20 protein-coding genes are annotated in these 20,691 nt (G+C 60.2%); 16 read left to right on the top strand and 4 right to left on the bottom strand.

Translation table 11 applies throughout. The features are described from left to right. The first annotated feature begins 45 nt into the window (after positions 1–45). The 9 genes from clpX to G4C92_RS01500 all read left to right on the top strand — a co-directional run bounded on the left by clpX (position 46) and on the right by G4C92_RS01500 (position 8,370). Positions 46–1,332 (top strand): ATP-dependent Clp protease ATP-binding subunit ClpX, encoded by a 1,287-nt coding sequence (clpX, locus tag G4C92_RS01540; RefSeq protein WP_274940877.1) that lies wholly within the window; start codon positions 46–48, stop codon positions 1,330–1,332. A gap of 102 nt (positions 1,333–1,434) precedes the next feature. Continuing rightward, a complete protein-coding gene (gene yihA, locus G4C92_RS01535; RefSeq protein ID WP_274940876.1) occupies positions 1,435–2,058 on the top strand; it encodes a ribosome biogenesis GTP-binding protein YihA/YsxC in 624 nt (207 codons plus the stop codon). A gap of 6 nt (positions 2,059–2,064) precedes the next feature. Next, positions 2,065–2,907 carry an energy-coupling factor transporter ATPase gene (locus tag G4C92_RS01530; RefSeq protein ID WP_274940875.1) on the top strand — a complete coding sequence of 281 codons (843 nt, stop codon included), beginning with the start codon at positions 2,065–2,067 and terminating at the stop codon, positions 2,905–2,907. Continuing rightward, positions 2,901–3,791: an energy-coupling factor transporter ATPase gene (locus G4C92_RS01525; protein ID WP_274940874.1), complete on the top strand. Its 891-nt coding sequence runs from the start codon at positions 2,901–2,903 to the stop codon at positions 3,789–3,791. The genes G4C92_RS01530 and G4C92_RS01525 overlap by 7 nt, the downstream gene beginning before the upstream one ends. Continuing rightward, complete coding sequence (locus G4C92_RS01520) at positions 3,788–4,588, top strand: energy-coupling factor transporter transmembrane component T family protein (protein WP_274940873.1); 801 nt, start codon at positions 3,788–3,790, stop codon at positions 4,586–4,588. The genes G4C92_RS01525 and G4C92_RS01520 overlap by 4 nt, the downstream gene beginning before the upstream one ends. Further along, the gene (gene truA, locus G4C92_RS01515; protein ID WP_274940872.1) at positions 4,585–5,355 is read left to right on the top strand and encodes a tRNA pseudouridine(38-40) synthase TruA; all 771 of its coding nucleotides are present in this window, start codon (positions 4,585–4,587) and stop codon (positions 5,353–5,355) included. The genes G4C92_RS01520 and truA overlap by 4 nt, the downstream gene beginning before the upstream one ends. Before the next feature lie 284 nt (positions 5,356–5,639). Then, the gene (locus G4C92_RS01510) at positions 5,640–6,707 is read left to right on the top strand and encodes an ABC transporter substrate-binding protein (RefSeq protein ID WP_274940871.1); all 1,068 of its coding nucleotides are present in this window, start codon (positions 5,640–5,642) and stop codon (positions 6,705–6,707) included. A gap of 12 nt (positions 6,708–6,719) precedes the next feature. Then, positions 6,720–7,604, top strand: a complete 885-nt coding sequence (locus tag G4C92_RS01505; protein ID WP_274940870.1) for an ABC transporter permease — start codon at positions 6,720–6,722, stop codon at positions 7,602–7,604. Then, positions 7,597–8,370 carry an ABC transporter ATP-binding protein gene (locus G4C92_RS01500; RefSeq protein ID WP_274940869.1) on the top strand — a complete coding sequence of 258 codons (774 nt, stop codon included), beginning with the start codon at positions 7,597–7,599 and terminating at the stop codon, positions 8,368–8,370. Before G4C92_RS01505 ends, G4C92_RS01500 begins: the two co-directional genes overlap by 8 nt. Positions 8,371–8,441: 71 nt before the next feature. On the opposite strand, the gene G4C92_RS01495 is transcribed toward G4C92_RS01500, so the two are convergent. Then, complete coding sequence (locus tag G4C92_RS01495; protein WP_274940868.1) at positions 8,442–9,791, bottom strand: citrate synthase; 1,350 nt, start codon at positions 9,789–9,791, stop codon at positions 8,442–8,444. A 261-nt stretch (positions 9,792–10,052) separates the two neighbouring features. On the opposite strand from G4C92_RS01495, the gene rplM reads away from it, so the two are divergent. Together rplM and rpsI are read left to right on the top strand one after the other, a co-directional pair. Continuing rightward, positions 10,053–10,481, top strand: coding sequence for a 50S ribosomal protein L13 (rplM, locus tag G4C92_RS01490; RefSeq protein WP_274940867.1), 429 nt, complete (start codon positions 10,053–10,055; stop codon positions 10,479–10,481). Between the two features lie 15 nt (positions 10,482–10,496). Beyond that, positions 10,497–10,889, top strand: a complete 393-nt coding sequence (gene rpsI, locus G4C92_RS01485; RefSeq protein WP_274940866.1) for a 30S ribosomal protein S9 — start codon at positions 10,497–10,499, stop codon at positions 10,887–10,889. Positions 10,890–11,069: 180 nt separating this feature from the next. On the opposite strand, the gene G4C92_RS01480 is transcribed toward rpsI, so the two are convergent. After that, entirely contained in the window at positions 11,070–11,597 is a 528-nt protein-coding gene (locus G4C92_RS01480) for an HRDC domain-containing protein (RefSeq protein WP_274940865.1), read from the bottom strand. Between the two features lie 130 nt (positions 11,598–11,727). Here G4C92_RS01480 and G4C92_RS01475 point away from each other — a divergent pair, with 130 nt between their 5' ends. The 4 genes from G4C92_RS01475 to G4C92_RS01460 all read left to right on the top strand — a co-directional run bounded on the left by G4C92_RS01475 (position 11,728) and on the right by G4C92_RS01460 (position 17,330). After that, positions 11,728–12,735: a hypothetical protein gene (locus G4C92_RS01475; protein ID WP_274940864.1), complete on the top strand. Its 1,008-nt coding sequence runs from the start codon at positions 11,728–11,730 to the stop codon at positions 12,733–12,735. Positions 12,736–12,851: 116 nt separating this feature from the next. Then, positions 12,852–14,375: a carbon starvation CstA family protein gene (locus G4C92_RS01470; protein ID WP_274940863.1), complete on the top strand. Its 1,524-nt coding sequence runs from the start codon at positions 12,852–12,854 to the stop codon at positions 14,373–14,375. A 134-nt stretch (positions 14,376–14,509) separates the two neighbouring features. Then, positions 14,510–15,424 carry an AAA family ATPase gene (locus tag G4C92_RS01465; protein WP_274940862.1) on the top strand — a complete coding sequence of 305 codons (915 nt, stop codon included), beginning with the start codon at positions 14,510–14,512 and terminating at the stop codon, positions 15,422–15,424. Positions 15,425–15,590: 166 nt separating this feature from the next. Then, on the top strand, positions 15,591–17,330 hold the full coding sequence (locus tag G4C92_RS01460) for a hypothetical protein (RefSeq protein ID WP_274942036.1): 1,740 nt from the start codon (positions 15,591–15,593) through the stop codon (positions 17,328–17,330). Between the two features lie 80 nt (positions 17,331–17,410). Here the strand turns inward: G4C92_RS01460 and G4C92_RS01455 are convergent, their stop codons facing one another. Then, a complete protein-coding gene (locus tag G4C92_RS01455; protein WP_274940861.1) occupies positions 17,411–18,859 on the bottom strand; it encodes a S1C family serine protease in 1,449 nt (482 codons plus the stop codon). A gap of 217 nt (positions 18,860–19,076) precedes the next feature. On the opposite strand from G4C92_RS01455, the gene G4C92_RS01450 reads away from it, so the two are divergent. After that, entirely contained in the window at positions 19,077–19,730 is a 654-nt protein-coding gene (locus G4C92_RS01450) for a hypothetical protein (protein WP_274940860.1), read from the top strand. Here the strand turns inward: G4C92_RS01450 and G4C92_RS01445 are convergent, their stop codons facing one another. Beyond that, positions 19,731–20,468, bottom strand: coding sequence for an SDR family NAD(P)-dependent oxidoreductase (locus G4C92_RS01445; protein WP_274940859.1), 738 nt, complete (start codon positions 20,466–20,468; stop codon positions 19,731–19,733). Positions 20,469–20,691: the final 223 nt, after the last annotated feature.

The raw sequence follows: 20,691 nt of genomic DNA, 5'->3' as shown, positions 1-20,691 counted from the left end.
GGACGGTATACTCTGCGGCGGCTTTTTATATAAAGGAGAAAATGAATGGCCAGACAGTCAGGCTCAAAGCTTAAGTGCAGTTTCTGCGGCAAAGGCGCGGACGAGGTTCACAAGCTGTTCGCCGGGGACAACGGCGTCTACATCTGCGACGAGTGCGTCGGTATCTGCAATGAGATGCTCTCGGAGGAGCCGTCCGCCAGATACAGCGACGGAGACATTCACCTCCGGACGCCGGCAGAGATCAGGAACTTTCTCGACCAGTACGTGATCGGTCAGGATGACGCGAAAAAGGTACTGGCGGTATCCGTCTACAATCACTACAAACGCCTGCTGGCGCCGAAGGATAACGATGTGGAGCTTCAGAAGTCCAACATCATGATGCTCGGCCCTTCCGGTTCCGGCAAGACGCTGCTCGCCCAGACGCTCGCGCGGATGCTCAACGTGCCGTTTGCGATCGCGGACGCCACCACGCTCACCGAGGCGGGCTATGTCGGCGAGGACGTCGAGAACATCCTGCTCAAGCTGATTCAGGCCGCAGACTATGATATCGAGCGGGCGCAGCGCGGCATCATCTACATCGATGAGATCGATAAGATCGGCCGGAAATCGGAGAATGCATCCATCACCCGCGACGTCTCGGGCGAGGGCGTGCAGCAGGCGCTGCTCAAGATCATCGAGGGCACCAACGCCTCCGTTCCGCCGCAGGGCGGGCGGAAGCATCCCCAGCAGGAGATGATCCAGATCGACACGACGAACATCCTGTTCATCTGCGGCGGCGCCTTCGTCGGGATGGACAAGATCATCGAATCCCGGCTGGATACCAAATCCATCGGCTTCGGGGCGGAGCTTCGGAAAACGGAGAAGGAGCGGGACGAGAGCGCGATCCTGAAGGCCGTGATGCCGCAGGATTTCGTAAAATTCGGACTGATCCCCGAGCTGATCGGCCGGATCCCGGTCATCGTCCCGCTGGATGCGCTGGACGAGGACGCGCTGGTACGGATTCTGAAGGAGCCGAAGAACTCTCTGGTGAAGCAGTACCAGAAGCTGTTTGAGATGGACGGCGTACGCCTCACCATCGAGGAGGACGCCCTTCGTGAAGTTGCCCATGAGTCGCTGGAACGGAAGACGGGTGCGCGCGGGCTCCGCGCCATCATGGAGAAGACCGTGATGGATCCGATGTACGAGGTGCCGTCTGACAAGACCATCACGGAATGCATTATCCGCCGCGAAAATGTGGGCGGCGCGGTCGCTCCGGAGATGGTGCACGGCCGGTCCGAAAAGCCGGAGCTCCCGGACGGGAGAAAAAAGAAGACCAGAACGGAGACCGCGTAAGAAACGTCTGCGCGGCGGTACACCGGGCTCCGCCGGTATGCGGTAAATGACGGAAGGCGGGCGCGCTTACGGCGCGCCCGCCGCATACGAAATGGAGAGAGGATGAACAAGATTCGGTCGGCGGTTCTCGAGACCGTCTGCGGCGTCACCAGCACACTGCCGGAGAACAGGCAGTATGAGGTGGCCTTCGCCGGAAAATCGAACGTAGGGAAAAGCTCGCTCATCAACGCGCTGCTTGAGAGAAAGTCGCTGGCCCGTACGTCGGCTCAGCCTGGCAAAACGCAGACCATCAACTATTACCGGATCAACGAGGGCGAGCTGCGGCCGGATTTTGCGCCGGACTGCTATCTCGTCGACCTCCCCGGCTACGGCTACGCGAATGCTTCCGAGAAGGTGAAGGCTCTCTGGGGAGAGATGATCGAGCGGTATCTGCATTCCTCCGCATCTCTCCGCGCCGTCTTTCTGCTGGTGGACATCCGGCACGAGCCGGGAGCGAACGACCGGCAGATGCATGACTGGATCGTATCCAGCGGGATGGAGCCGGTTATCATCGCCACTAAGGCGGACAAGCTGAAGCCCTCGCAGACGGAGAAAGCGATCCGGGTGATCCGGACCGTGCTGAAGGTGAAGGAGGAGACGCCGGTGATCGCCTTTTCCTCACTGAAGAGGACCGGCCGGGATGAGGTCTGGAATCTGATCCGCGCGGCGGGCGGAAACGGCAGGTGAGAGGCGATGTCGATCATCAGAGCGAGCCATCTGGGCTACGACTACATCAAGTACAGCGACGATTCCGAGACCGGGGAGAAGGTCAGCGCCATCCGCGACGTCGATCTTGACGTGAAAAAGGGCGATTTCATCGCGATTCTAGGGCACAACGGATCGGGAAAATCGACGCTCGCCAAGCAGATCAACGCGCTGCTTGTTCCGACCAGAGGGACGATGTGGGTGGATGACGTGAATACGGCCGCTGAGAGCGATCTCTGGCGGATCCGGCAGAAAGCCGGCATGGTCTTCCAGAACCCGGACAATCAGATCATCGGAACCGTGGTGGACGAGGATGTGGCCTTCGGACCGGAAAATCTCGGCGTGCCGACAGAGGACATCTGGACAAGAGTGGAGAAGGCGCTCGACCGGGTCGGCATGCTCGGATTCCGCGACCGTTCGCCGAACCGTCTTTCCGGAGGGCAGAAGCAGCGTGTGGCGATTGCGGGCGTGGTGGCGATGCATCCCGAGTGCATTGTGATGGATGAGCCGACCGCGATGCTCGATCCCGACGGCCGCCGCGAGGTGCTCGGGGTGGTCCGGGAGCTCAACAGGCAGGAGCGCGTGACGGTGATCCTGATCACGCATTACATGGAAGAGGTGGTCTTCGCGGACCATGTCTACGTCATGAACGACGGCGAGATCGTGATGAGCGGCACGCCAAGGGAGGTCTTTTCGCGGGTGGACGAGCTGAAGAAACTGCGTCTGGCCGTTCCCCAGGCAACCGAGCTCGCCTGGGAGCTCCGTCAGGCCGGCGTGGACATTCCGGAGGGCATTCTGACGGCGGAGGAGCTGGTGGAGGCGCTATGCTGATCGAACTGAAGGACGTCTGCTACACCTACGGCGAGGGTACGGTCTACGAGGTATCTGCGCTGTCGCACATCAGCCTCGGGATCGGAGAGGGTGAGTTCGTCGGCGTGATCGGCCACACGGGCAGCGGCAAATCCACGCTGATCCAGCTTTTCAACGGGCTGATCCGGCCCACGTCGGGCGAGGTGCTCTTCGAAGGGAAAAATATCTGGGAAGCAGGCTATGATCTCCGCTCCCTGAGAACCCATGTGGGACTCGTTTTTCAGTACCCGGAGAACCAGCTTTTCGAGACCGATGTGCTGAAGGATGTGATGTTCGGACCGAAGAACCAGGGGCTTCCGGAGGAGGAACAGAAGGCGCGCGCGGAGAAAGCGCTGCGTCAGGTCGGAATTTCCGAGGCGCTGTACGGCGCGTCTCCCTTCGAGCTCTCCGGCGGTCAGAAGCGGCGCGTCGCCATCGCAGGCGTTCTCGCGATGGATCCGGAGGTCCTGATCCTCGACGAGCCGACCGCCGGACTCGATCCGGCCGGCCGCGACGAGCTGCTGCAGCTGGTGAAGCATCTCCGGGATTCGAGAGGCATCACGGTGATCCTGGTTTCCCACAGTATGGAGGATGTCGCCCGGTACGCGAGCCGTCTCCTTGTGGTCAACGACGGCCGGATCGCCTTTGACAGCACGCCCCGTCAGGTCTTTGCGCATTACCGGGAACTGGAGAAGATGGGGCTGGCGGCGCCTCAGGTCACGTATATCATGCATGCTCTCCGCGACCGGGGAATGGATGTGGATGTGACGGCGATGACGGTCTCCGAGGCGAAGCGGAGCATTCTGATGGCGCTTTCGAAGCGGAAGGCGCTGTCCGGCGGAGACGGGAGAGGAACGGCGAAATGAGAGAACTGACGCTCGGTCAATATTATCCGGCGGATTCGATCCTGCACCGGCTCGATCCGCGGGTCAAGTTCATCGGCACGATCCTCTATATCGTCTCCTTGTTTGTCGCGCGGGGACCGGCCGGCTATGTGTTCGCGTTTCTCGTGCTGGCGGCTCTGGTCGGGCTTTCGAAGGTACCGCCGTCCTTCGTCGCAAAGAGCTTAAGACCGGTCTATTTCATTCTCGCGATCACGATGATTTTTAACATTCTGCTGACACCGGGAACGGTGCTGGTACGGTTCGGCATTCTCCGCATCACGGAGGAAGGCATCCGTCAGGCGGTTCTGATGGGCGTGCGTCTCGTGCTTCTGGTGGCCGGCTCGTCCGTCATGACGCTGACAACGACGCCTAATGAGCTGACAGACGCGATGGAACGCGTTTTTGCGTTTCTCGGCGTGCTTCACGTGCCCGTCCACGAGATCGCGATGATGATGTCGATCGCGCTCCGTTTTATCCCGATTCTGACCGAGGAGACGGACAAGATCCGGAAGGCGCAGATGGCTCGCGGCGCGGATTTCGAGTCGGGGAAATTCATCGAACGGATGCGGGCGATGATTCCGCTTCTTGTGCCTCTGTTCGTGTCCGCTTTCCGGCGGGCCAACGATCTCGCGCTGGCGATGGAGGCCCGGTGCTATCACGGCGGCGAGGGCCGGACCCGGATGAAACCGCTGCGCTACCGAAAGCGGGATGCGGCCGCTTACGCACTGGCGGGCGTGTATCTCGCCGCCTGCATTGTGCTGGGAGTACTGAAGCTGTGAGAATCAAACTGACGGTGGCCTATGACGGAACGGCCTATGTGGGATTTCAGTGCCAGAAGAACGGGACGGCGGTCCAGGACGTGCTGAACGACGCCGTCTCGGACCTCTTTCAGCGTCCGGTCAGGACGATCGGCGCAAGCCGGACGGACACGGGCGTTCACGCGGAAGGAAATGTCGCCGCCTTCGACGTGGAGACGAGAATTCTTCCTTCCAAAATCGCGTTCGCGCTGAACGCGCGGCTGCCGGAGGATATCCGGGTGGTCCGCTCCGAACGCGTGCCGGACGGTTGGCATCCCCGGTTCCAGCGGACGGTAAAGACGTATGAGTACCGGATCCTGAACCGGACCCATCCGGATCCGCTGTTCCGGCACACCGAGTTTCACTACCACTATCCGCTGGACGAAAAGGCGATGGACAAGGCTGCGCGCATGATCATCGGGGAGCATGACTTTGCCTCCTTCTGTTCGTCCGGCTATTCCTCGAAGACGACGGTCCGCCGGATCCTTTCCGCCGGCGTCCGGAGAGAGGGAGAGCGGGTGATCTTCCGCGTGACCGGGAACGGCTTCCTCTACAATATGGTCCGGATTCTGGCCGGCACCCTGATCGAGATCGGAAGCGGCGCGTATCCTCCGGAGCATATGCGGGAGGCGCTCGAGGCGAGGAACCGGAAAGCGGCCGGTCCGACCGCGGTGGCGAAAGGACTCGTGCTTCTTGCGATCCGCTATCCGGATGATGACATGTTTCCTTTTTCGTACAGTGACGCATGACCTTGACAAATTGAGGGACGGGCGTTATTCTTTGTTCAACTTTATAAAGCGCCTGTGAAAAAGAGGAGTAGCGCGCGGAAGACCTCACAGAGAGCGGCCGGGGGTGAGAGGGCTGCAGGAGAGAAGCACGTGAATGGACTTTGGAGGCGGAACATGAAAGAGGCCGGATGATGGTCCGGCAATCTGAGTGGCACCGCGGTTGATATCGTCTCAGACATCGTATCTGTATGTCTGGGGCGTTTCTTTTTGATCAGGCTTGTTCTGAAGAAAAGGAGGATTCTATGATGAAGAAGAGCATTCTTGCAGCGCTGACGGCGGCCGCGTGCGCGGTATCCATGACAGTTCCGGCGTTCGCGTCCGATTCGGCGGCCACCGTATCGGGTGCGGAGAGCACGGTTTCGGCGGCGGAGCCTGTGGAGGGAAACTATTCCATCGGCATCTCCCAGTTTGCCGAGCACGGCTCCCTCGACGACTGCCGGAAGGGCTTTGTCGACGGACTCGCGAAGGCGGGCTTCATCGAAGGGACGAATCTTAAGATCGACCTCCAGAACGCGAACGCGGACACCGGCACGGCGGCGACGATTGCGGACAGCTTTGTCTCCGGCGGCGTGAATCTGATCTGCGCGATCGCGACGCCGAGCGCGATGGCCGCGTACAACTCCACGAAGGATACGGATATTCCGGTGATCTACACGGCGGTGTCTGATCCGGTCGCGGCGCAGCTGGCGAAGGAGGACGGCACGCCGGTCGGCAGCATCACGGGAACATCAGACGCGCTTCCGGTGGAGGATCAGCTGAAGATGATCCGGGCCTTCCTTCCGGACGCGAAAACCATCGGCATCCTTCACACCTCTTCCGAGACCAACTCGGATTCCACCATCGCGATCTACAAGGAGCTGGCTCCGAAGTATGATTTTGAGATCGTGGATTCCGCGATCAGTCAGCTGTCCGACGTGCCGATGGCGGCCGCGGACCTTGCGGGCAAGGTGGACTGCATTTCCAATCTGACAGACAACACGGTGGTGCAGGCTCTATCCGCCGAGCTGGATGCGGCCAACAAGGCGAAGATTCCGGTCTTCGGATCCGAGATCGATCAGGTGAAGGCCGGCTGCGTGGGCTGCGAGGGCCTCGATTACTATGAGCTGGGAATGCAGACCGGCGCGATGGCCGCGAAGGTACTGAAGGGCGAGGCGAAGGCGTCGGATCTTCCCTTCGAGACGATCACATCGCCGAGCGCCTATGTCAACACGGCGGCTGCGTCGGATCTCGGCATCACGGTGCCGGACGCGTACACGGGCGAAGGAGTCACAACCTTCGATTCCGTCGAGAAGAGCACGCAGACCGAGTCGTAAGGAAGAGGAGTCATGCAGTTAGTCATCAGTGTTTTCGAGCAGGGCTTCATCTATTCGATCATGGCCCTGGGTATCTACATCACGTACAAGATTCTGGATTTCCCGGATCTGACCGTGGATGGAAGCTTTCCGATGGGCGCCGCGATCGCGGCGCTCCTCATCACGAAAGGCGTTCCCGCGATCCTCACGCTGCCGATTGCGTTTGCGGCGGGAGGATTCGTCGGGTTTCTGACCGGCGTCATTCACGTGAAGCTCCATGTCAGGGATCTTCTCTCCGGCATCATCATGATGACGGCTCTCTATTCCGTCAATCTCCGGATTATGGGGCGCGCGAATATTCCGCTCTACAGCGAGGAGACCATCTTTGACAACGGGCTTGTGAACCGTCTTCCGGCCGTGATGGCGGATTACCGAACTTCGCTTATTCTGCTGCTCATCGTGATCTGCGTGAAGCTGGCGCTTGACTGGTATATGCGCACGAAATCGGGCTTCCTGCTCCGGGCGGTGGGCAGCAACGACACCATCGTCACGACACTCGGCGTGGACAAGGGCAAGGTCCGGATTGTAGGACTGATCATTGCAAATGCACTCGTCACGCTGAGCGGGTGCCTCTATGCGCAGCAGCAGCGATACGCGGACGTCTCGATGGGCACGGGCACCATGGTGATCGGGCTTGCCTCGGTCATCATCGGAACGACGCTGTTCCGGCGTGTGACCCTCTGGAATGTGACCACATCGGTCATCATCGGATCGATTCTCTACAAGGCCTGCGTGGCGGCCGCGGTGCATTTCCTTACCAACGCCAGCGACATGAAGCTGATCACGGCGGCGCTTTTCCTCGTCATCCTTGTGATCTCGATGGACAAGAAGAGAAAGGTGGCGAGTGAGGATGCTTGAGCTCCGGCATATCAGAAAGACCTATAATCCCGGAACCGTAAACGAGATCTGTTTCTTCCGGGACTTCAGCCTGAAGATCGGAACCGGGCAGTTCGTCTCGGTCGTCGGATCGAACGGATCGGGCAAGACCTCGATGCTCAACATCATCTGCGGCTCCATCGATGTGGATGAGGGCCAGGTGATCATCGGGGATCAGGATATTTCGCGTCAGAAGGACTATGTGCGGCACCGCCGGATCGGCCGTGTCTACCAGAATCCGGCGCTGGGGACCTGTCCCGATATGACGATCATGGAAAATCTTTCGCTGGCCGAGAACAAGGGAAAGCCCTACAACCTGACGCGCGGAGCGGACAAGGGGCGGAGGGACGCCTTCCGCTCGATACTGGAGCCGCTCGGGCTCGGGCTTGAGGACAAGCTTGACGTTCAGGTGAAGACGCTGTCCGGAGGGCAGCGTCAGGCTCTGGCGCTCCTGATGTCCACCATGACGCCGATTGATTTCCTGATACTCGACGAGCATACGGCGGCTCTTGACCCGAAGACGGCCGAAATCATCATGAAGCTGACCGGCCGGATCGTCGCGGAGAAGCGTCTGACGACGATCATGGTCACCCATAACCTCCGCTACGCCGTGGAATACGGGGACCGCCTGCTGATGATGCATGAGGGCCATGTGATCATGGACCGGTCGGGCGAGGAAAAGAAGAATATGGATATCCGGGAGATTCTCGCGAAGTTTGACGAGATCTCGCTGGAAGTGGGAAACTGAGAGAAAAGGCAGAAGAAAAGAGGCGCCGCGCGGAATGGTCTGTGCGGCGCCTCCTTTGTCCCGGAACGGGATCAGCGGTCCTTCATGTCGACGAAGTCGAGACGCTCGCCGACGTACTTGGTGGCGGGCCGCATGATGCGGCCGTCATAGAGCTTGTTCTCCACATTGTGCGCCACCCAGCCGGAGACCCGGGCGATGGCGAAAAGCGGCGTGAAGAGATCCTCCGGGATCCCCAGCATGTTGTAGGCGAAGCCGGAGTAGAAGTCGACGTTGGTGGGAAGCACCTTGTGCTTCCGCTCATAGGTGACCTCCTTCACTGTCTTCTCGAAGAGCTCGTAGAACTCGAACTGATCCAGGCACTGCTGCTCCTCGGCCAGCTGGCGGCAGAGATCACGGAGCAGCTCCGCTCTCGGATCGGAGAGCGTGTAGACCGCGTGGCCGAAGCCGTAGACGAGACCGCTGTGATCGAAGTACTCGCCGTCGAGAATGCCGTTGACGACCCTGACGATCGTGTCCTTGTCGTGGCTGTAGTGCGTCTTTGCGATGACCTCCTTCATCATCTGGGCCACCGAGATGTTGGCGCCGCCGTGCTTCGGTCCCTTCAGCGAGCCGATGGAGCCGCAGATGGCGGAGTAGAGGTCCGTGCCGGTGGAACCGATGACGACGTCGGTGAAGGTGGAGTTGTTGCCGCCGCCGTGATCCGCGTGAATCACGAGGATCGCGTCAAGAAGATTGGCCTCCTTCTGGGTGAAGTGACCGTCATGGCGCAGCATGTAGAGCAGGTTCTCCGCGATCGAGTACTCGGGGCGCGGATAGTGGATCACCAGCGATTTCCGGTAGAGGTCGTGCATCTTCGCCTGATAGGCGTAGCAGCCCAGAGCCGGGAATTTGGCGATCAGGTTGAGCCCCTTCAGCAGCGTCTGGTAGACATCCGTGTTGTCCGGGTCGTCGTCATAATTATAGAGAGACAGCGTCAGGGTCTGGAGACGGTTCATCAGGTTTCGGGAAGGAGCGCGCAGTACCTCGTTGACGAGAAAATTGTCCGGCAGCTCGTAGCGCGCCGCCAGAGAGCTCTTGAAATCGGCGAACTGCTGGCGGTCCGGCAGGAATCCGAAGAGCAGCAGAAAGCAGGTTTCCTCGAAACCGTAGTTTCCCTGACGGTGGGTGATCAGATCACGGATGCTGTAGCCGCGGAAGAGCAGATCACCCTCGCAGGGAACCGGCCGGCCGTCCTCACCGGCTGTGTAGCCGATGACGTCGGAGACTCTCGTCAGTCCGATCCGCACGCCCGTTCCGTTCTCGTTGCGAAGGCCTTTCTTTACGTTATAATCAGTATAAAGATGGTTCGGAATGTCCGTGTAGTTCGAGGACTTTCCGAAGAACCTCGCAAGGATGCTGTCATCGTTGAAATTTGACCCCATTGCACGCGCCTTTCTTTGCATTTTATTTCTGATTATATGGCCTCGCCGAATCTTCGTCAAGCTTGCGCAAAATGCACCTTGACATGCCTGTACGGCGACTCTTATAATACTTTGGTGCGACAATCCCGTGTCGCCCTGTATTTCTGCGCAAATGACCGGCCTGCCCCGGTGCGGCTTTGCGTCATCTCCTGCCGGGCATGTGGTAGCCCCGGGAGAGAAACCGTATGAATGATTTGAATGCTGCTTTCAGGAGGAAATTCCATGAGTACGTTTATGGCGAAGGCGGAAGACGTCGAGCGTAAGTGGTATGTCATCGATGCGGATGGCATGACACTCGGTCGTCTGGCATCGGAGACAGCCAAAATCTTAAGAGGAAAGAATAAGCCGATCTATACGCCGTATGTGGATACAGGCGACTATGTGATCATTGTGAACGCGGCCAAGGTGAAGGTGACCGGCAAGAAGCTGGAGCAGAAGGTCTACTTCAGACATTCCGATTATGTCGGCGGCGCGAAGTACACGACGCTGAAGGAAATGCTTCAGAAGAAGCCGGAGAAGGTCGTCGAGCATGCAGTCCGCGGTATGATTCCGCACGGAGTTCTCGGTGACAGCCAGTACAGGAAACTTCATGTCTATGCTGGTCCGGATCATGAGCAGGCCGCTCAGAAGCCGGAAGAGCTGAAGCTGTGATAGGAGGATACGACGTTGGCAAGCGAAAAGTATTATGGTACAGGTAGAAGAAAGAGCTCTGTCGCAAGAGTGTATCTGACCGCAGGCACAGGCAAGATCACCGTCAACAAGCGTGATATCGATGATTTCTTCGGCATGGAGACGCTGAAGATGATCGTCCGTCAGCCCTTCGCCGTGACCGGCACGGAGAACAAGTATGACGTCACCGTCTTCGTTCATGGCGGCGGCTACACCGGCCAGGCCGGCGCGATCCGTCATGGTCTGTCCCGTGCGCTCTGCAAGGCGGACGCGGATTTCAGACCGGCGCTGAAGAAGTCCGGTTTCCTGACACGTGATCCGAGAATGAAGGAAAGAAAGAAATACGGTCTCAAGGCCGCACGCCGCGCGCCGCAGTTCAGCAAGCGCTGATCGCTGTCCGGGTGGCATGATCATAAGGTCCGTGAAACGAGCAATCAGTTTCACGGACCTTTTCGTACACAGCGTTTTCCGGAAGCGCGGCGAAGGCCGCCATCCGGCTGTGAACGCAGTCTGAAAGCGCCTCGATGCGCTGTACGGGACGCGCCGGCCGGTGCGTCCGCGCCGCGCGGGTCAGACCGCGGCGGTGACGCCGGCCGGAGGTACGTCCGGTCCGGGAGGGTACTCTTCCGGGGACGGAATCTCTTCAAGCCGCTCCGGCAGTTCCGCTTCGGCCGGGAAACGGTTTCCTCCGGTGAAGCCGGTGACCACGGCGAGAAACGCCTTGCCGTGGCGCTTCGAGTTCTTTTCTCCGACGCCGTGAAGGGCGGTCAGTTCGGGAATCGTGAAGGGCTGACGCACAGCCATCTCATAGAGCGTCCGGTTGGAGAAGATGATGTAGGGCGGACAGGCCTGCCGGCGGGCGATCTCCGAGCGGAGGCAGTGCAGCTCGTCGTAGAGAGCCGCGCCCCGGGGCGTAAGGCGGGAGCGGAAGCTGTCCGATGAACGGGCGCCGGCCTTCACGGCGCGGCGGATATCCAGCTGTTTCCGGATGACGGGTTCCAGCTCGGTCCATTCGAGACTGCCTGCGGCATGATACATGGCGGGCAGCATTTCATTGATCAGAGGGAACAGTCGGTAACAGAAGGCATCGTAATCCATAGGTCTCCTTTGGCGGGAGGAGGATGCGTTCATCATACGTTCATAAAGATGCGAAGTCAATAAGACGATCGGAACCAAAAAGCGTGCACAATTCAACGGTCGGCAGGACCGGCGGGGAGGAGAAAAACAGATGGCGGTCAGGGCTTTGGGAGCCGGAAGGCTTACGGAGGAAGAGCGGAAGGCGGACAGGAAGACGCTGCGGAACTACGATCTCTGCGCACTGGGAGAGAGGGCGGTCTATCTTCCGGGCGGTCTTCTCCCGCGCCGCCGCTACCTTCTCTGGAGCGAGATTGCGAGGATTTACAAGAGAGTGGCCGTGAGTCCCGCCACCGGAAAGGCTTTTCTCACGCCGGTTCTCTATATCGTGTTCGCTTACGGCGGCGGGCAGGAGGAGGCGGTCCGTTTTCGCTATGTACACGACGCAGACCGGATGTTCGAGGATATCCGGGAACATCATCCGGAGATCAGCCTGATGAGCCGGAAGGGCGAGGAGGAGAAGGCCGAAAAGGAGCGGAAGGAGCGCGAGCTTCTCGAACGTCCGCTCATGCCGGAGGCGGAAAAGACCGTCCGGCGGCTTGAAGAGGCGGAGACGTTTCTCGAAAAGAGACCGGCGCTCTCGCAGCGTCTTGCCGCCTGCGCCGCGAAAAAGAGGAAGGCGGATGCGGTCCGGCCGTCGGATCGGCGCATCGCCCTCGCACTGTTTCTGGCCGGCTGCGCGGCCGCCGTATATGGTTTTTTCGTGCTCCGGACCGACGGCGTCGGACCGGCGTTCCCCTGGCTTCTCGGGGGCATCGCGTGCATGTTCGTGATGCTCAACAGCCGGATCCTTCCCGCGCCGGGGTGGAGCCGGAAAGCGGCGGAGAAGGAGTGGAGTCTTGCGCTTGAGGCGGTTCAGGCGAATCTGAAGGGATTTCCGCAGTTTCCGGTTCCGGCCGCCTACGCGCATCCGGCCGTGCTTTCGAGGATGATCCGGATCGTCCGGGAGGGCAGGGCGGTGAGCACGGAGGAAGCGCTCGCCGCACTGGCGGACGATCTGAAGAGAACGGATTCGTCGGTGGCGCTCGACGCGAAGGATTACGGAGAGGTCACCGCGGTCAAGCCGCTGTTCATGGTGATGCAGTATCGGTTGAATTTATAATGTGTTTATAATTCTGAAGAAATTATAAATATTTTTGTTGAACATTTCCCTTCCTGACGCTAATATTAGTGATAACCGTTCATGGTGAGCGGCAAAAAAGGAAAGGGGAAAACGCTATGGCCTCATTCATTCTCGGGCTCCTGATCCTTTTCGTCGGCGGTGCAGCCTACGGAAAGTTCTGCGAGCATGTCTTCGGGCCGGACGACCGCGAGACGCCTGCCTTCGCTAAGCAGGACGGCGTGGATTACGTTCCGATGCCCACCTGGAAAAATTCTCTGATCAACCTGCTCAATATCGCAGGCACCGGACCGATTCTCGGACCGATTCAGGGAATCCTCTTCGGACCCATCGCTTTTCTGGCGATCCCGATCGGCAATGTCATCGGCGGCTCCATGCATGACTACTTCAGCGGCATGATCTGCACGCGCGACGGCGGAACCCAGATGCCGGATATGATCCGGAAATACACCAATCAGGGCGTCTACTGGGTTTACAATCTTTTCGTCTGCATCCTGCTTCTGCTGGTGGGCGCGGTCTTCATCTACACGCCGGGCGACATTGCGGCGACCGGTATCCTCGGCATCAGCAATGATCCCCACACCGCGGGCATCTGGATTGTCTACGCTGTGATCTTCATCTACTATCTGATTGCGACGGTCTTCCCGATCGACAAGATCATCGGCCGGATCTATCCGATCTTCGGCATGATCCTGCTGTTCTCCGCGGTCGGCATCTTCATCGCGATCTTCGCGAAGGGCTATCCGCTGACCAATCTCTGGGACGGCTGGAACGTCGCCGGCGGCTTCGCCTACGGCACTTATTTCTCGGCGCATCATTTCATCCCGGTCTTCTTCCTGACGGTGGCCTGCGGTATCCTCTCGGGATTCCATTCCACCCAGACAGCCCTGATCTCCCGGACGATGGAGAGCGAGAAGGAAGGCCGCATGACGTTCTACAACATGATGATCCTTGAGGGCTTCATCGCGATGTGCTGGGCGGCCGGCGCGATGGGCATGATCAACATGGGCAAGGTTCTTGTCTCCGACGCGGGCGCCTTCTCGAGTCCGGACGGAACCGCGATGGCGGCGACGGGCGTCGTCGTGGTGCTCTGCAAGGACGCGCTCGGTTCGGTCGGCGGCATCATCGCCCTGGTCGGCGTCGTGGTGCTTCCGATCACCTCAGGCGACACCGCGCTCCGTGCGCTCCGTCTGACGCTGGCGGATACGATCCATATCCGGCAGGACACCAACGCGAAGCGCTTCAGCCTGGCGATCCCGATTTACGCGCTGGTGGCGCTGGTCCTCGTCTGGGCGAAGTTCGACAGTCAGGGATTCGGCAAACTGTGGAGATATTTCGCATGGGCGAACCAGATGATCTCCCTGTTTGCGCTGGCCTGCATCACGGTCTATCTGGTTGAGCACGGCAAGGCGAAATTCGCGTGGATGCCGATGCTTCCGGGCTGCTTCTATGCCTTTGCGACCTGCACGTTCATCGTTCACAACCCGGCCCAGGCGGCGGGCGGCGAGGCGATGCCGTGGGGCACGGCCTACGCGGTCGGAGCGGCTTTCACCGCTGTCTATCTTATCCTCGTTGTCATGAGGGCAAGGGCGGGCAGAAGCGCCAGCGCGGCAGCTGCCTGACCTGTGATCCTGCATTGCCTGCGATTGCCTTTCATCGGCAGTCTGACGGTCCGGCGACCGTCAGGCTGCCTTTTTCAAACCGGTCTGACGTGAAGGTCACCGGACCGGCGACAGTTCAGAGAAACGGAGCGGTTATGATCGAATTTTTACGGGAACAGGGCGTCTCGGAACGGATTCTGACGGACATTGAGCATTTCAGACGCTACTACAAGCTGAGTGAGGCGGGACGGAAGCGGATTCCGAATCCGGAGTACCGCTACTACGGCAAAGAAGTCTGGGAGCAGGCCTGCGCGACGCTGCTGGCCGGCGAGCATCTGCTGCTGGCCGGTCCGAAGGCGACGGGCAAGAATGTTCTCGCCCAGGGGCTCGCGGCGGCCTTCATGAGACCGGAGTGGGACATCTCCCTCTATATCAACACGGACGCCGCTTCGCTGATCGGCACCGATACATTCGAGAACGGCGCGGTGCGGCTACGGAAGGGACCGATTCTCCGGGTCGCCGAGGAAGGCGGGTTCGGCGTGCTCGACGAGATCAATATGGCCAAGAATGAAGCGCTGGCGGTCCTGCACGCGACGCTCGATTTCCGGCGGATCATCGACGTGCCGGGATACGACCGGATCATGCTGGGCGGCGCGTCGCGTTTCATCGCCACGATGAACTACGGCTACGCGGGGACAAGGGAGGTCAACGAGGCGCTGGCATCCCGTTTTATGGTCATCGAGATGCCGGTGATCAGCGAGGAAAATCTGAAGAAGCTGATCCTTCACCGCTTCCCGACCCTGAAGGAGGATTATGCGACGCTCTTCTCACGCCTCTTCCATGACATCCGGCGGAAGTGCGAGGGCGGCGAGATCTCGACGAAGGCGCTGGACCTCCGGGGGCTGCTCGCGGCGGTCAACATGATGCGCCGGGGGCTGGGCGCGGTGCCGGCTCTCTCGCTCGGACTCGTCAACAAGTGCTTTGATCCCTACGAGCGGCAGCTGGTCAGCGATATGGTATCGGTGAGGATTCCCGGCGATCTGGACCGTACGAAGATGTTCACCGACTGACGAACCGCGTACCGCGGGACATGCAGCCGCGGGGCCGTCAAAAGACGGGATGACACCTCGGCCGTTTCCGCGGCGATGGAAGAACGGCAGTCCCGGAGCAGACAGGGTCCGCGCGGGCAGGAGCAGGGAAGGAGTGACGGACGGCCGGAGACCGTCCGTGAGCGGGATGAAGCTGACGGAATTTGAGAAGAAGAGAGCGGCGAATCTGATCTGGAACGGGGCGGGGGACTACTCGGTCGCTCCCGGCTTCCGCGTCTATGACGAGGAGGGCCGCGCGGAGCTCTACTGGAACAGCATCGTCGGATCGATTCACCGTCATTATGACTGGGAGAAGCTGCTGACGTACTACCATACCTTTCATGAGACGGCGGATCAGGGCCTCTATGAGAGCCTTTTCTGGATCGCGATGGAAAATGCAGCCTTCGGCCTCGAGGAAAACGAGCGCCCCGTGTTCCCGTATCTCCGGCGCGAGTACGCGCGCCGGGTGCTGAAGACGTCGACACCGGGACTGGAGATCAGCCGGGCGGACTGGATTTTCCGCGGTCATCTCCATCATGCCATGGGCGAGGACTCGGGTCTTCCGGATCTGGTCGACCGGAAGCTTCTGGAGGCGATCGAAATCGGTCCGGAGCTTTCCACCGACGAGGCGATTCAAGCGATCGGAGAGACGCTGAAAACGTATTTCGGCTTCGAAAGGAAGCCGGGCTCCGGAAAAGAACGGACAGGGAGGGGGCTGAGGCCTGTCCTGCCCGCTCTGCGGTTCGGATTTCTCAGGGGAAGGAACCGGAATCAGACAGGGCCGGTGCGCCGGCTCGCCTTTGGATACGGCGAGCATGTTTTTGAGTACGGAGGCGAAGCGCGTGACCAGAGTCATCTGAGTGTTTCCTTCGCGAAATACACAGCCCAGACGGACGAGGGGCTGAAAGAGTACATCACGAATTGTTTCGGCGCCTCCGCCATCGATGAGAAGGAGAGGGCGAAGCTCGAGAAGACGTACTGCTGCGGAAACCACGCGGACGTGCGGCTCCATCTGACGAGAGGCGATACGACGAAGGAGATGCTGGAGAATGGATACGCCGGAAAAATGCGGAGGCAGGCGCTCCGTCAGGCGGAGCGCAACGAGGAGGCGTTCAACGAAAAACGGGCCTTGTACCGCGTGCAGATCGAGCGGCTCGCCTCGCGTATCCGGAACTCGGTTCTGATGCGGATGGATGCGGAAACGCTTCGCTCGACGGCCGGCCGGTTCTGCGCCGGACGGGTGTGGCGCGGCCTTCAAATGAATGACGACCTGCTCTTCGAGAAAACGCTGCCCGGATCGGAGGGGGATCTGACGGTCGATCTCCTTCTGGACGCGTCCACCTCCCAGATCCACCGTCAGGAGATCGTGGCGGCTCAGGGATATATGATCGCGGAGGCACTGACACGCTGCGGCATCCCGGTGCGCGTCTCCTCCTTCTGCTCGCTGAACGGCTATCTTGTGATGAACCTTTACCGGGATTACAGCGAGACACAGAAGAACCGGGATATTTTCCGATACGTGACGACCGGGGCGAACCGGGACGGTCTGGCGATCCGGCTTGCGGCCGGCCTGATGCGGGACGGACGGGCCGGACACAGGATTCTCATCACACTCACCGATGCCCGGCCGAATGATGTCATCAAGGTGGCGGCTTCGCCCGGCGTCTTTCAGGACTACGCTGCCTCTGTCGGAGTGGAGGACACGGCGAAGGAGGTGCACGCCGCCCGTATGCAGGGGATTTCCGTGATGGCCGTTTTCACGGGGGATGATCAGGACCTGCCGTCGGTGCGCCGAATATACGGAAGCAGCTTCGCCCGGATCCGGAGCCTCGATCTTTTTGCCGATACGGTCGGCACGATGCTGCAGACGGAGATTTCACTGATTTGAAACAAAAAAGGGGGACGCGCCGGAAATAGCGCGTCCCTTCTTTCGGGTCTTTCTGATTGGTTTTTTTGATACGGATCCGGTTATGCCGGCTGCTCACTCTCATCGGAGGAGCTGTCCGTCGATTCCGAAGTGGAATCGGTTCCGAAGTTGACGGTCAGCGTACCCTTCTGATAGGAGGTGGCGCCGCTGCTGAAAGCGTCCTGCGCCTGCCGCTCGACTGTGAGCTTCACGGAGTCGCCTTCCTTGCAGTCGGCGAGCGCGGACTTCAGCTCTTCCACGGTTGTGATCTCCTTATCATTGAATCCGGTGATGATGTCGCCCTTCTGAAGCCCCGCATTGTCAGCGGCGGAGCCCTCCGTCACGGAGTAGACGTAGACGCCCTGCGGCGCGTTGTACTGCTTCGCCTCGCTCTCGGTCACGGTGACGCAGGTGATGCCGAGCGTGACGGAGCCGTTCGAACTGCTGCTGCCGTCCGAGCCCTTGCCGTTCGCGAGATTCTGGAGGATCGGAAGCGCGTAGTCGATGGGGATCGCGTAGCCCATACCCTCGACGGATTCATCCTCGTACTTGGCGGAGTTGATGCCGATGAGCTCGCCCTTCATGTTGAGCAGTGCGCCGCCGGAGTTGCCGGGATTGATGGAGGCGTCCGTCTGAATCATACCTTCTGTCGTCTCGGTTTTGCCGGTTTCCTCATCCTGGGTTTCGATGGAGCGGTTCAGCGCCGACACGATGCCGCTCGAGACGGACTGGCCGTAGCCGAGGGCGTTGCCGATCGCGACGACCTGCTCGCCGACGCGGAGCTTGTCGGAAGAACCGATGCTGATGACCTTGATCGCCTTCAGCGTGTTCTTGTCGAGATCGCTGACCTTCACGCGGATGACGGCGAGGTCGCTGGAGGAGTCGGATCCGACCACCTCGGCGGACGCCGCGCTCTCGTCGGCGAAGGCGACGGACAGCTTGTCCGCTCCGGAGATGACGTGGGCGTTCGTCGCGATCATGACGTAATCATCGGTCCGGGCCACGATGATGCCGGTGCCCATGCTGATGGATTCGTAGCCGCTTCCGTTTCCGCTGCCGTCATCGTTCCCGCCGTCATTTCCTCCGAATCCGTTTCCATTGCCGCCGTTACCGAAGAAATAATTATAGAAATCGTTGGCGCTCGGTCCGTTTGCGGAATAGGAGTTGCCGTTCCAGCCGCCGTACCGGTCGAAGTATTTCTGAATCGTCTCGACCGACGTATTCGTGATGGCGACCATCGAAGGCATCGTCTGTTCGGCCACATCGGCGATCGACAGATCGCTGCCCGACGAGGACGTATCAGAAGAGGATGCATCGGATGATTCCGCGGAGGAATCCGATGCATCCGCGCTGCTGTCACGGTCCGCCGTCTTCTGGGCGCCGAGAACGATTTCGTTCTGGTTCGCCTTTACCGTTTCCACTGTCCCGGCGTTCGCGGAGATACCCGCGCCGACCATGCCGATGGCCGCCGCCATCGCGGCGGCAAGTCCGTATTTTCTCCATTTATTCATAATCAAAAGCCTCCTTTTTCGGATGTCCCTCATTCCGTCTCCGCCGTCCGGTTCTGTCCGGCTGATGAATGCCGCATCGCTTGTTCTTATTTTCGAATCATATTCTGGCGCCGAATTATGAAGGAAATGTGATCGTGACTTGAAGAAAGTATGGCAGCGGGGAAGGTGGATCTGTGATACACTGGCGGAAGAAACGGAAAGACGGCGGGAACCGGACATGAAACGGAAAGTTCCGGGGATGGGGATACGGAACGGACAGGGAAGCTGTGCGGCGGGCGGAGAGACACAGATGGAGGAGAGCGTGAAGAGGAGAGCCGGGAAACGAAACGGCGGAGCGCGGAGAACCGGCCGCCTTCTGTCGTGTGCCGCGCTGCTGATGATCCTGACCGGGGCGGCGATGCTGTCGGTGGGACTGTTCCGCATCACCGCGCAGATGATGGGGGCGGTCGACGCGTTTCGGATTTCACCTCTGCTCTACGATCTGGCCGCCTGCGGGATGAGCGCGGACGGACTTCTCCTGATGAGGACAGGACGGAAGACACTGATCGATCCTTTCGGAGAAGATCGGATGGTGCTCGGCTTTCCGTGGTCCGCGTGGCTGGTGGCCTTTACGGCTGCGGCGCAGGCTGCGGGCCATATGTATGTGATCGAGATCCGGGCGAATATCCGGGTTCACCACATCGCGACCGCGCTGGAGTTGATTCTGCTGACGGCATTTTATCTGCTGAAGGACGGGGCGGGCCGGTCGGAGACGGGTCTGGCCGGCCCGCTGTCCGGCCGGGCGGAGAAGAAGCGGAAGGCGCGGATCATTCGACAGAACGGACGGCGGAATGAGACGGCTCCTTTCCGGATAAAGAAACGGCAGGCTTAGTCAGACCGTCCATCCTCCATCGAGCGTGACGACCTGACCGGTCATATAGGGATGACGGACAGCCAGTCCGTAGAGCAGCTCCGCCGCTTCCTCCGCCGTGCCCATGCGGCCGAGCGGGATCTCTTCGGCCAGCGCTTCCTTTTCCTCCGCGCTGAGCCGGTCGTTCATCTGTGTGTCGATGGCGCCGAACGCCGCGGCGTTGACGCGGATGCCGCTGGGAGCCAGCTCCTTCGCCATCGCCCGTGTGAGCGCGATGAGCCCGCCCTTGCTGGCGGAGTACACCGATTCGAAGGAACCGCCGGTGACGCCCCAGACGGAGGAGACGTTCACGATGGAGCCCTGATGTCTGCGGAGCATCAGGGGGATCGCGGCCCGCATGGTGAAGAACGCGCTGCGGAGATTGACATTCATCACGCGGTCCCATTCCGCTGTCGGCGTTTCCTGAAGGAGGCCGGAGGAATCGACTCCGGCGTTATTGATGAGACAGTCCGGCGCGCCGAACGCGCGGTCCGTCCGGGTGAAGAGCTCCGTCACGAACGCTTCGTCCGCGATATCGCCGGGGACGGCGAGCACCTCCGTATCCGGCAGGGCACGGAGCGCCGACTCCGCGCGAAAAAGCGAGCCGTCCGTGTTCCGGCTGGTGATGACGATCCGCCAGCTGCCGGCCGCTGCGAACCGGAGGGCGCAGGCGCGTCCGATGCCGCGCGAGCCTCCGGTGATGAGAACAGTCTGCTTCATTCCGATTCGTTTCCTTTCCGCGCTGTCCGGGACAGGCGCTGTTCCCACTATACGTTTCATGCGCGATTGTGTCCACAGAAAAATGCAGGCGGCGCGTCAAGACACTCCTGCGGACGCGGGCTGAACAGACAGCGCTCTGAAAGGCTGTGCCGGTGACGGTTGCCACCCGCCAGTCCGCGGTGGTATGATAATCAAAACTGCGGCCGCGGCTGCCGAAGGCAGC

Source organism: Chordicoccus furentiruminis (genome assembly GCF_019355395.1).
GTDB lineage: Bacteria > Bacillota > Clostridia > Lachnospirales > Lachnospiraceae > Chordicoccus > Chordicoccus furentiruminis.
The sequence above is the reverse complement of the archived record's forward strand: the minus strand, read 5'-3'. Positions and strand labels throughout refer to the sequence as shown.

Bases quoted from the DNA above. Each gene is read 5' to 3' on its own strand.
- yihA (WP_274940876.1), top strand. From the start codon at position 1,435: ATGAACAAGATTCGGTCGGCGGTTCTCGAGACCGTCTGCGGCGTCACC.
- G4C92_RS01520 (WP_274940873.1), top strand. From the start codon at position 3,788: ATGAGAGAACTGACGCTCGGTCAATATTATCCGGCGGATTCGATCCTG.
- G4C92_RS01530 (WP_274940875.1), top strand. From the start codon at position 2,065: ATGTCGATCATCAGAGCGAGCCATCTGGGCTACGACTACATCAAGTAC.
- G4C92_RS01465 (WP_274940862.1), top strand. From the start codon at position 14,510: ATGATCGAATTTTTACGGGAACAGGGCGTCTCGGAACGGATTCTGACG.
- G4C92_RS01470 (WP_274940863.1), top strand. From the start codon at position 12,852: ATGGCCTCATTCATTCTCGGGCTCCTGATCCTTTTCGTCGGCGGTGCA.
- G4C92_RS01450 (WP_274940860.1), top strand. From the start codon at position 19,077: ATGAAACGGAAAGTTCCGGGGATGGGGATACGGAACGGACAGGGAAGC.
- rplM (WP_274940867.1), top strand. From the start codon at position 10,053: ATGAGTACGTTTATGGCGAAGGCGGAAGACGTCGAGCGTAAGTGGTAT.
- G4C92_RS01505 (WP_274940870.1), top strand. From the start codon at position 6,720: ATGCAGTTAGTCATCAGTGTTTTCGAGCAGGGCTTCATCTATTCGATC.
- G4C92_RS01455 (WP_274940861.1), bottom strand. From the start codon at position 18,859: ATGAATAAATGGAGAAAATACGGACTTGCCGCCGCGATGGCGGCGGCC.
- G4C92_RS01510 (WP_274940871.1), top strand. From the start codon at position 5,640: ATGAAGAAGAGCATTCTTGCAGCGCTGACGGCGGCCGCGTGCGCGGTA.
- G4C92_RS01460 (WP_274942036.1), top strand. From the start codon at position 15,591: ATGAAGCTGACGGAATTTGAGAAGAAGAGAGCGGCGAATCTGATCTGG.
- clpX (WP_274940877.1), top strand. From the start codon at position 46: ATGGCCAGACAGTCAGGCTCAAAGCTTAAGTGCAGTTTCTGCGGCAAA.
- G4C92_RS01475 (WP_274940864.1), top strand. From the start codon at position 11,728: ATGGCGGTCAGGGCTTTGGGAGCCGGAAGGCTTACGGAGGAAGAGCGG.
- G4C92_RS01445 (WP_274940859.1), bottom strand. From the start codon at position 20,468: ATGAAGCAGACTGTTCTCATCACCGGAGGCTCGCGCGGCATCGGACGC.
- G4C92_RS01495 (WP_274940868.1), bottom strand. From the start codon at position 9,791: ATGGGGTCAAATTTCAACGATGACAGCATCCTTGCGAGGTTCTTCGGA.
- G4C92_RS01500 (WP_274940869.1), top strand. From the start codon at position 7,597: ATGCTTGAGCTCCGGCATATCAGAAAGACCTATAATCCCGGAACCGTA.
- G4C92_RS01480 (WP_274940865.1), bottom strand. From the start codon at position 11,597: ATGGATTACGATGCCTTCTGTTACCGACTGTTCCCTCTGATCAATGAA.
- G4C92_RS01525 (WP_274940874.1), top strand. From the start codon at position 2,901: ATGCTGATCGAACTGAAGGACGTCTGCTACACCTACGGCGAGGGTACG.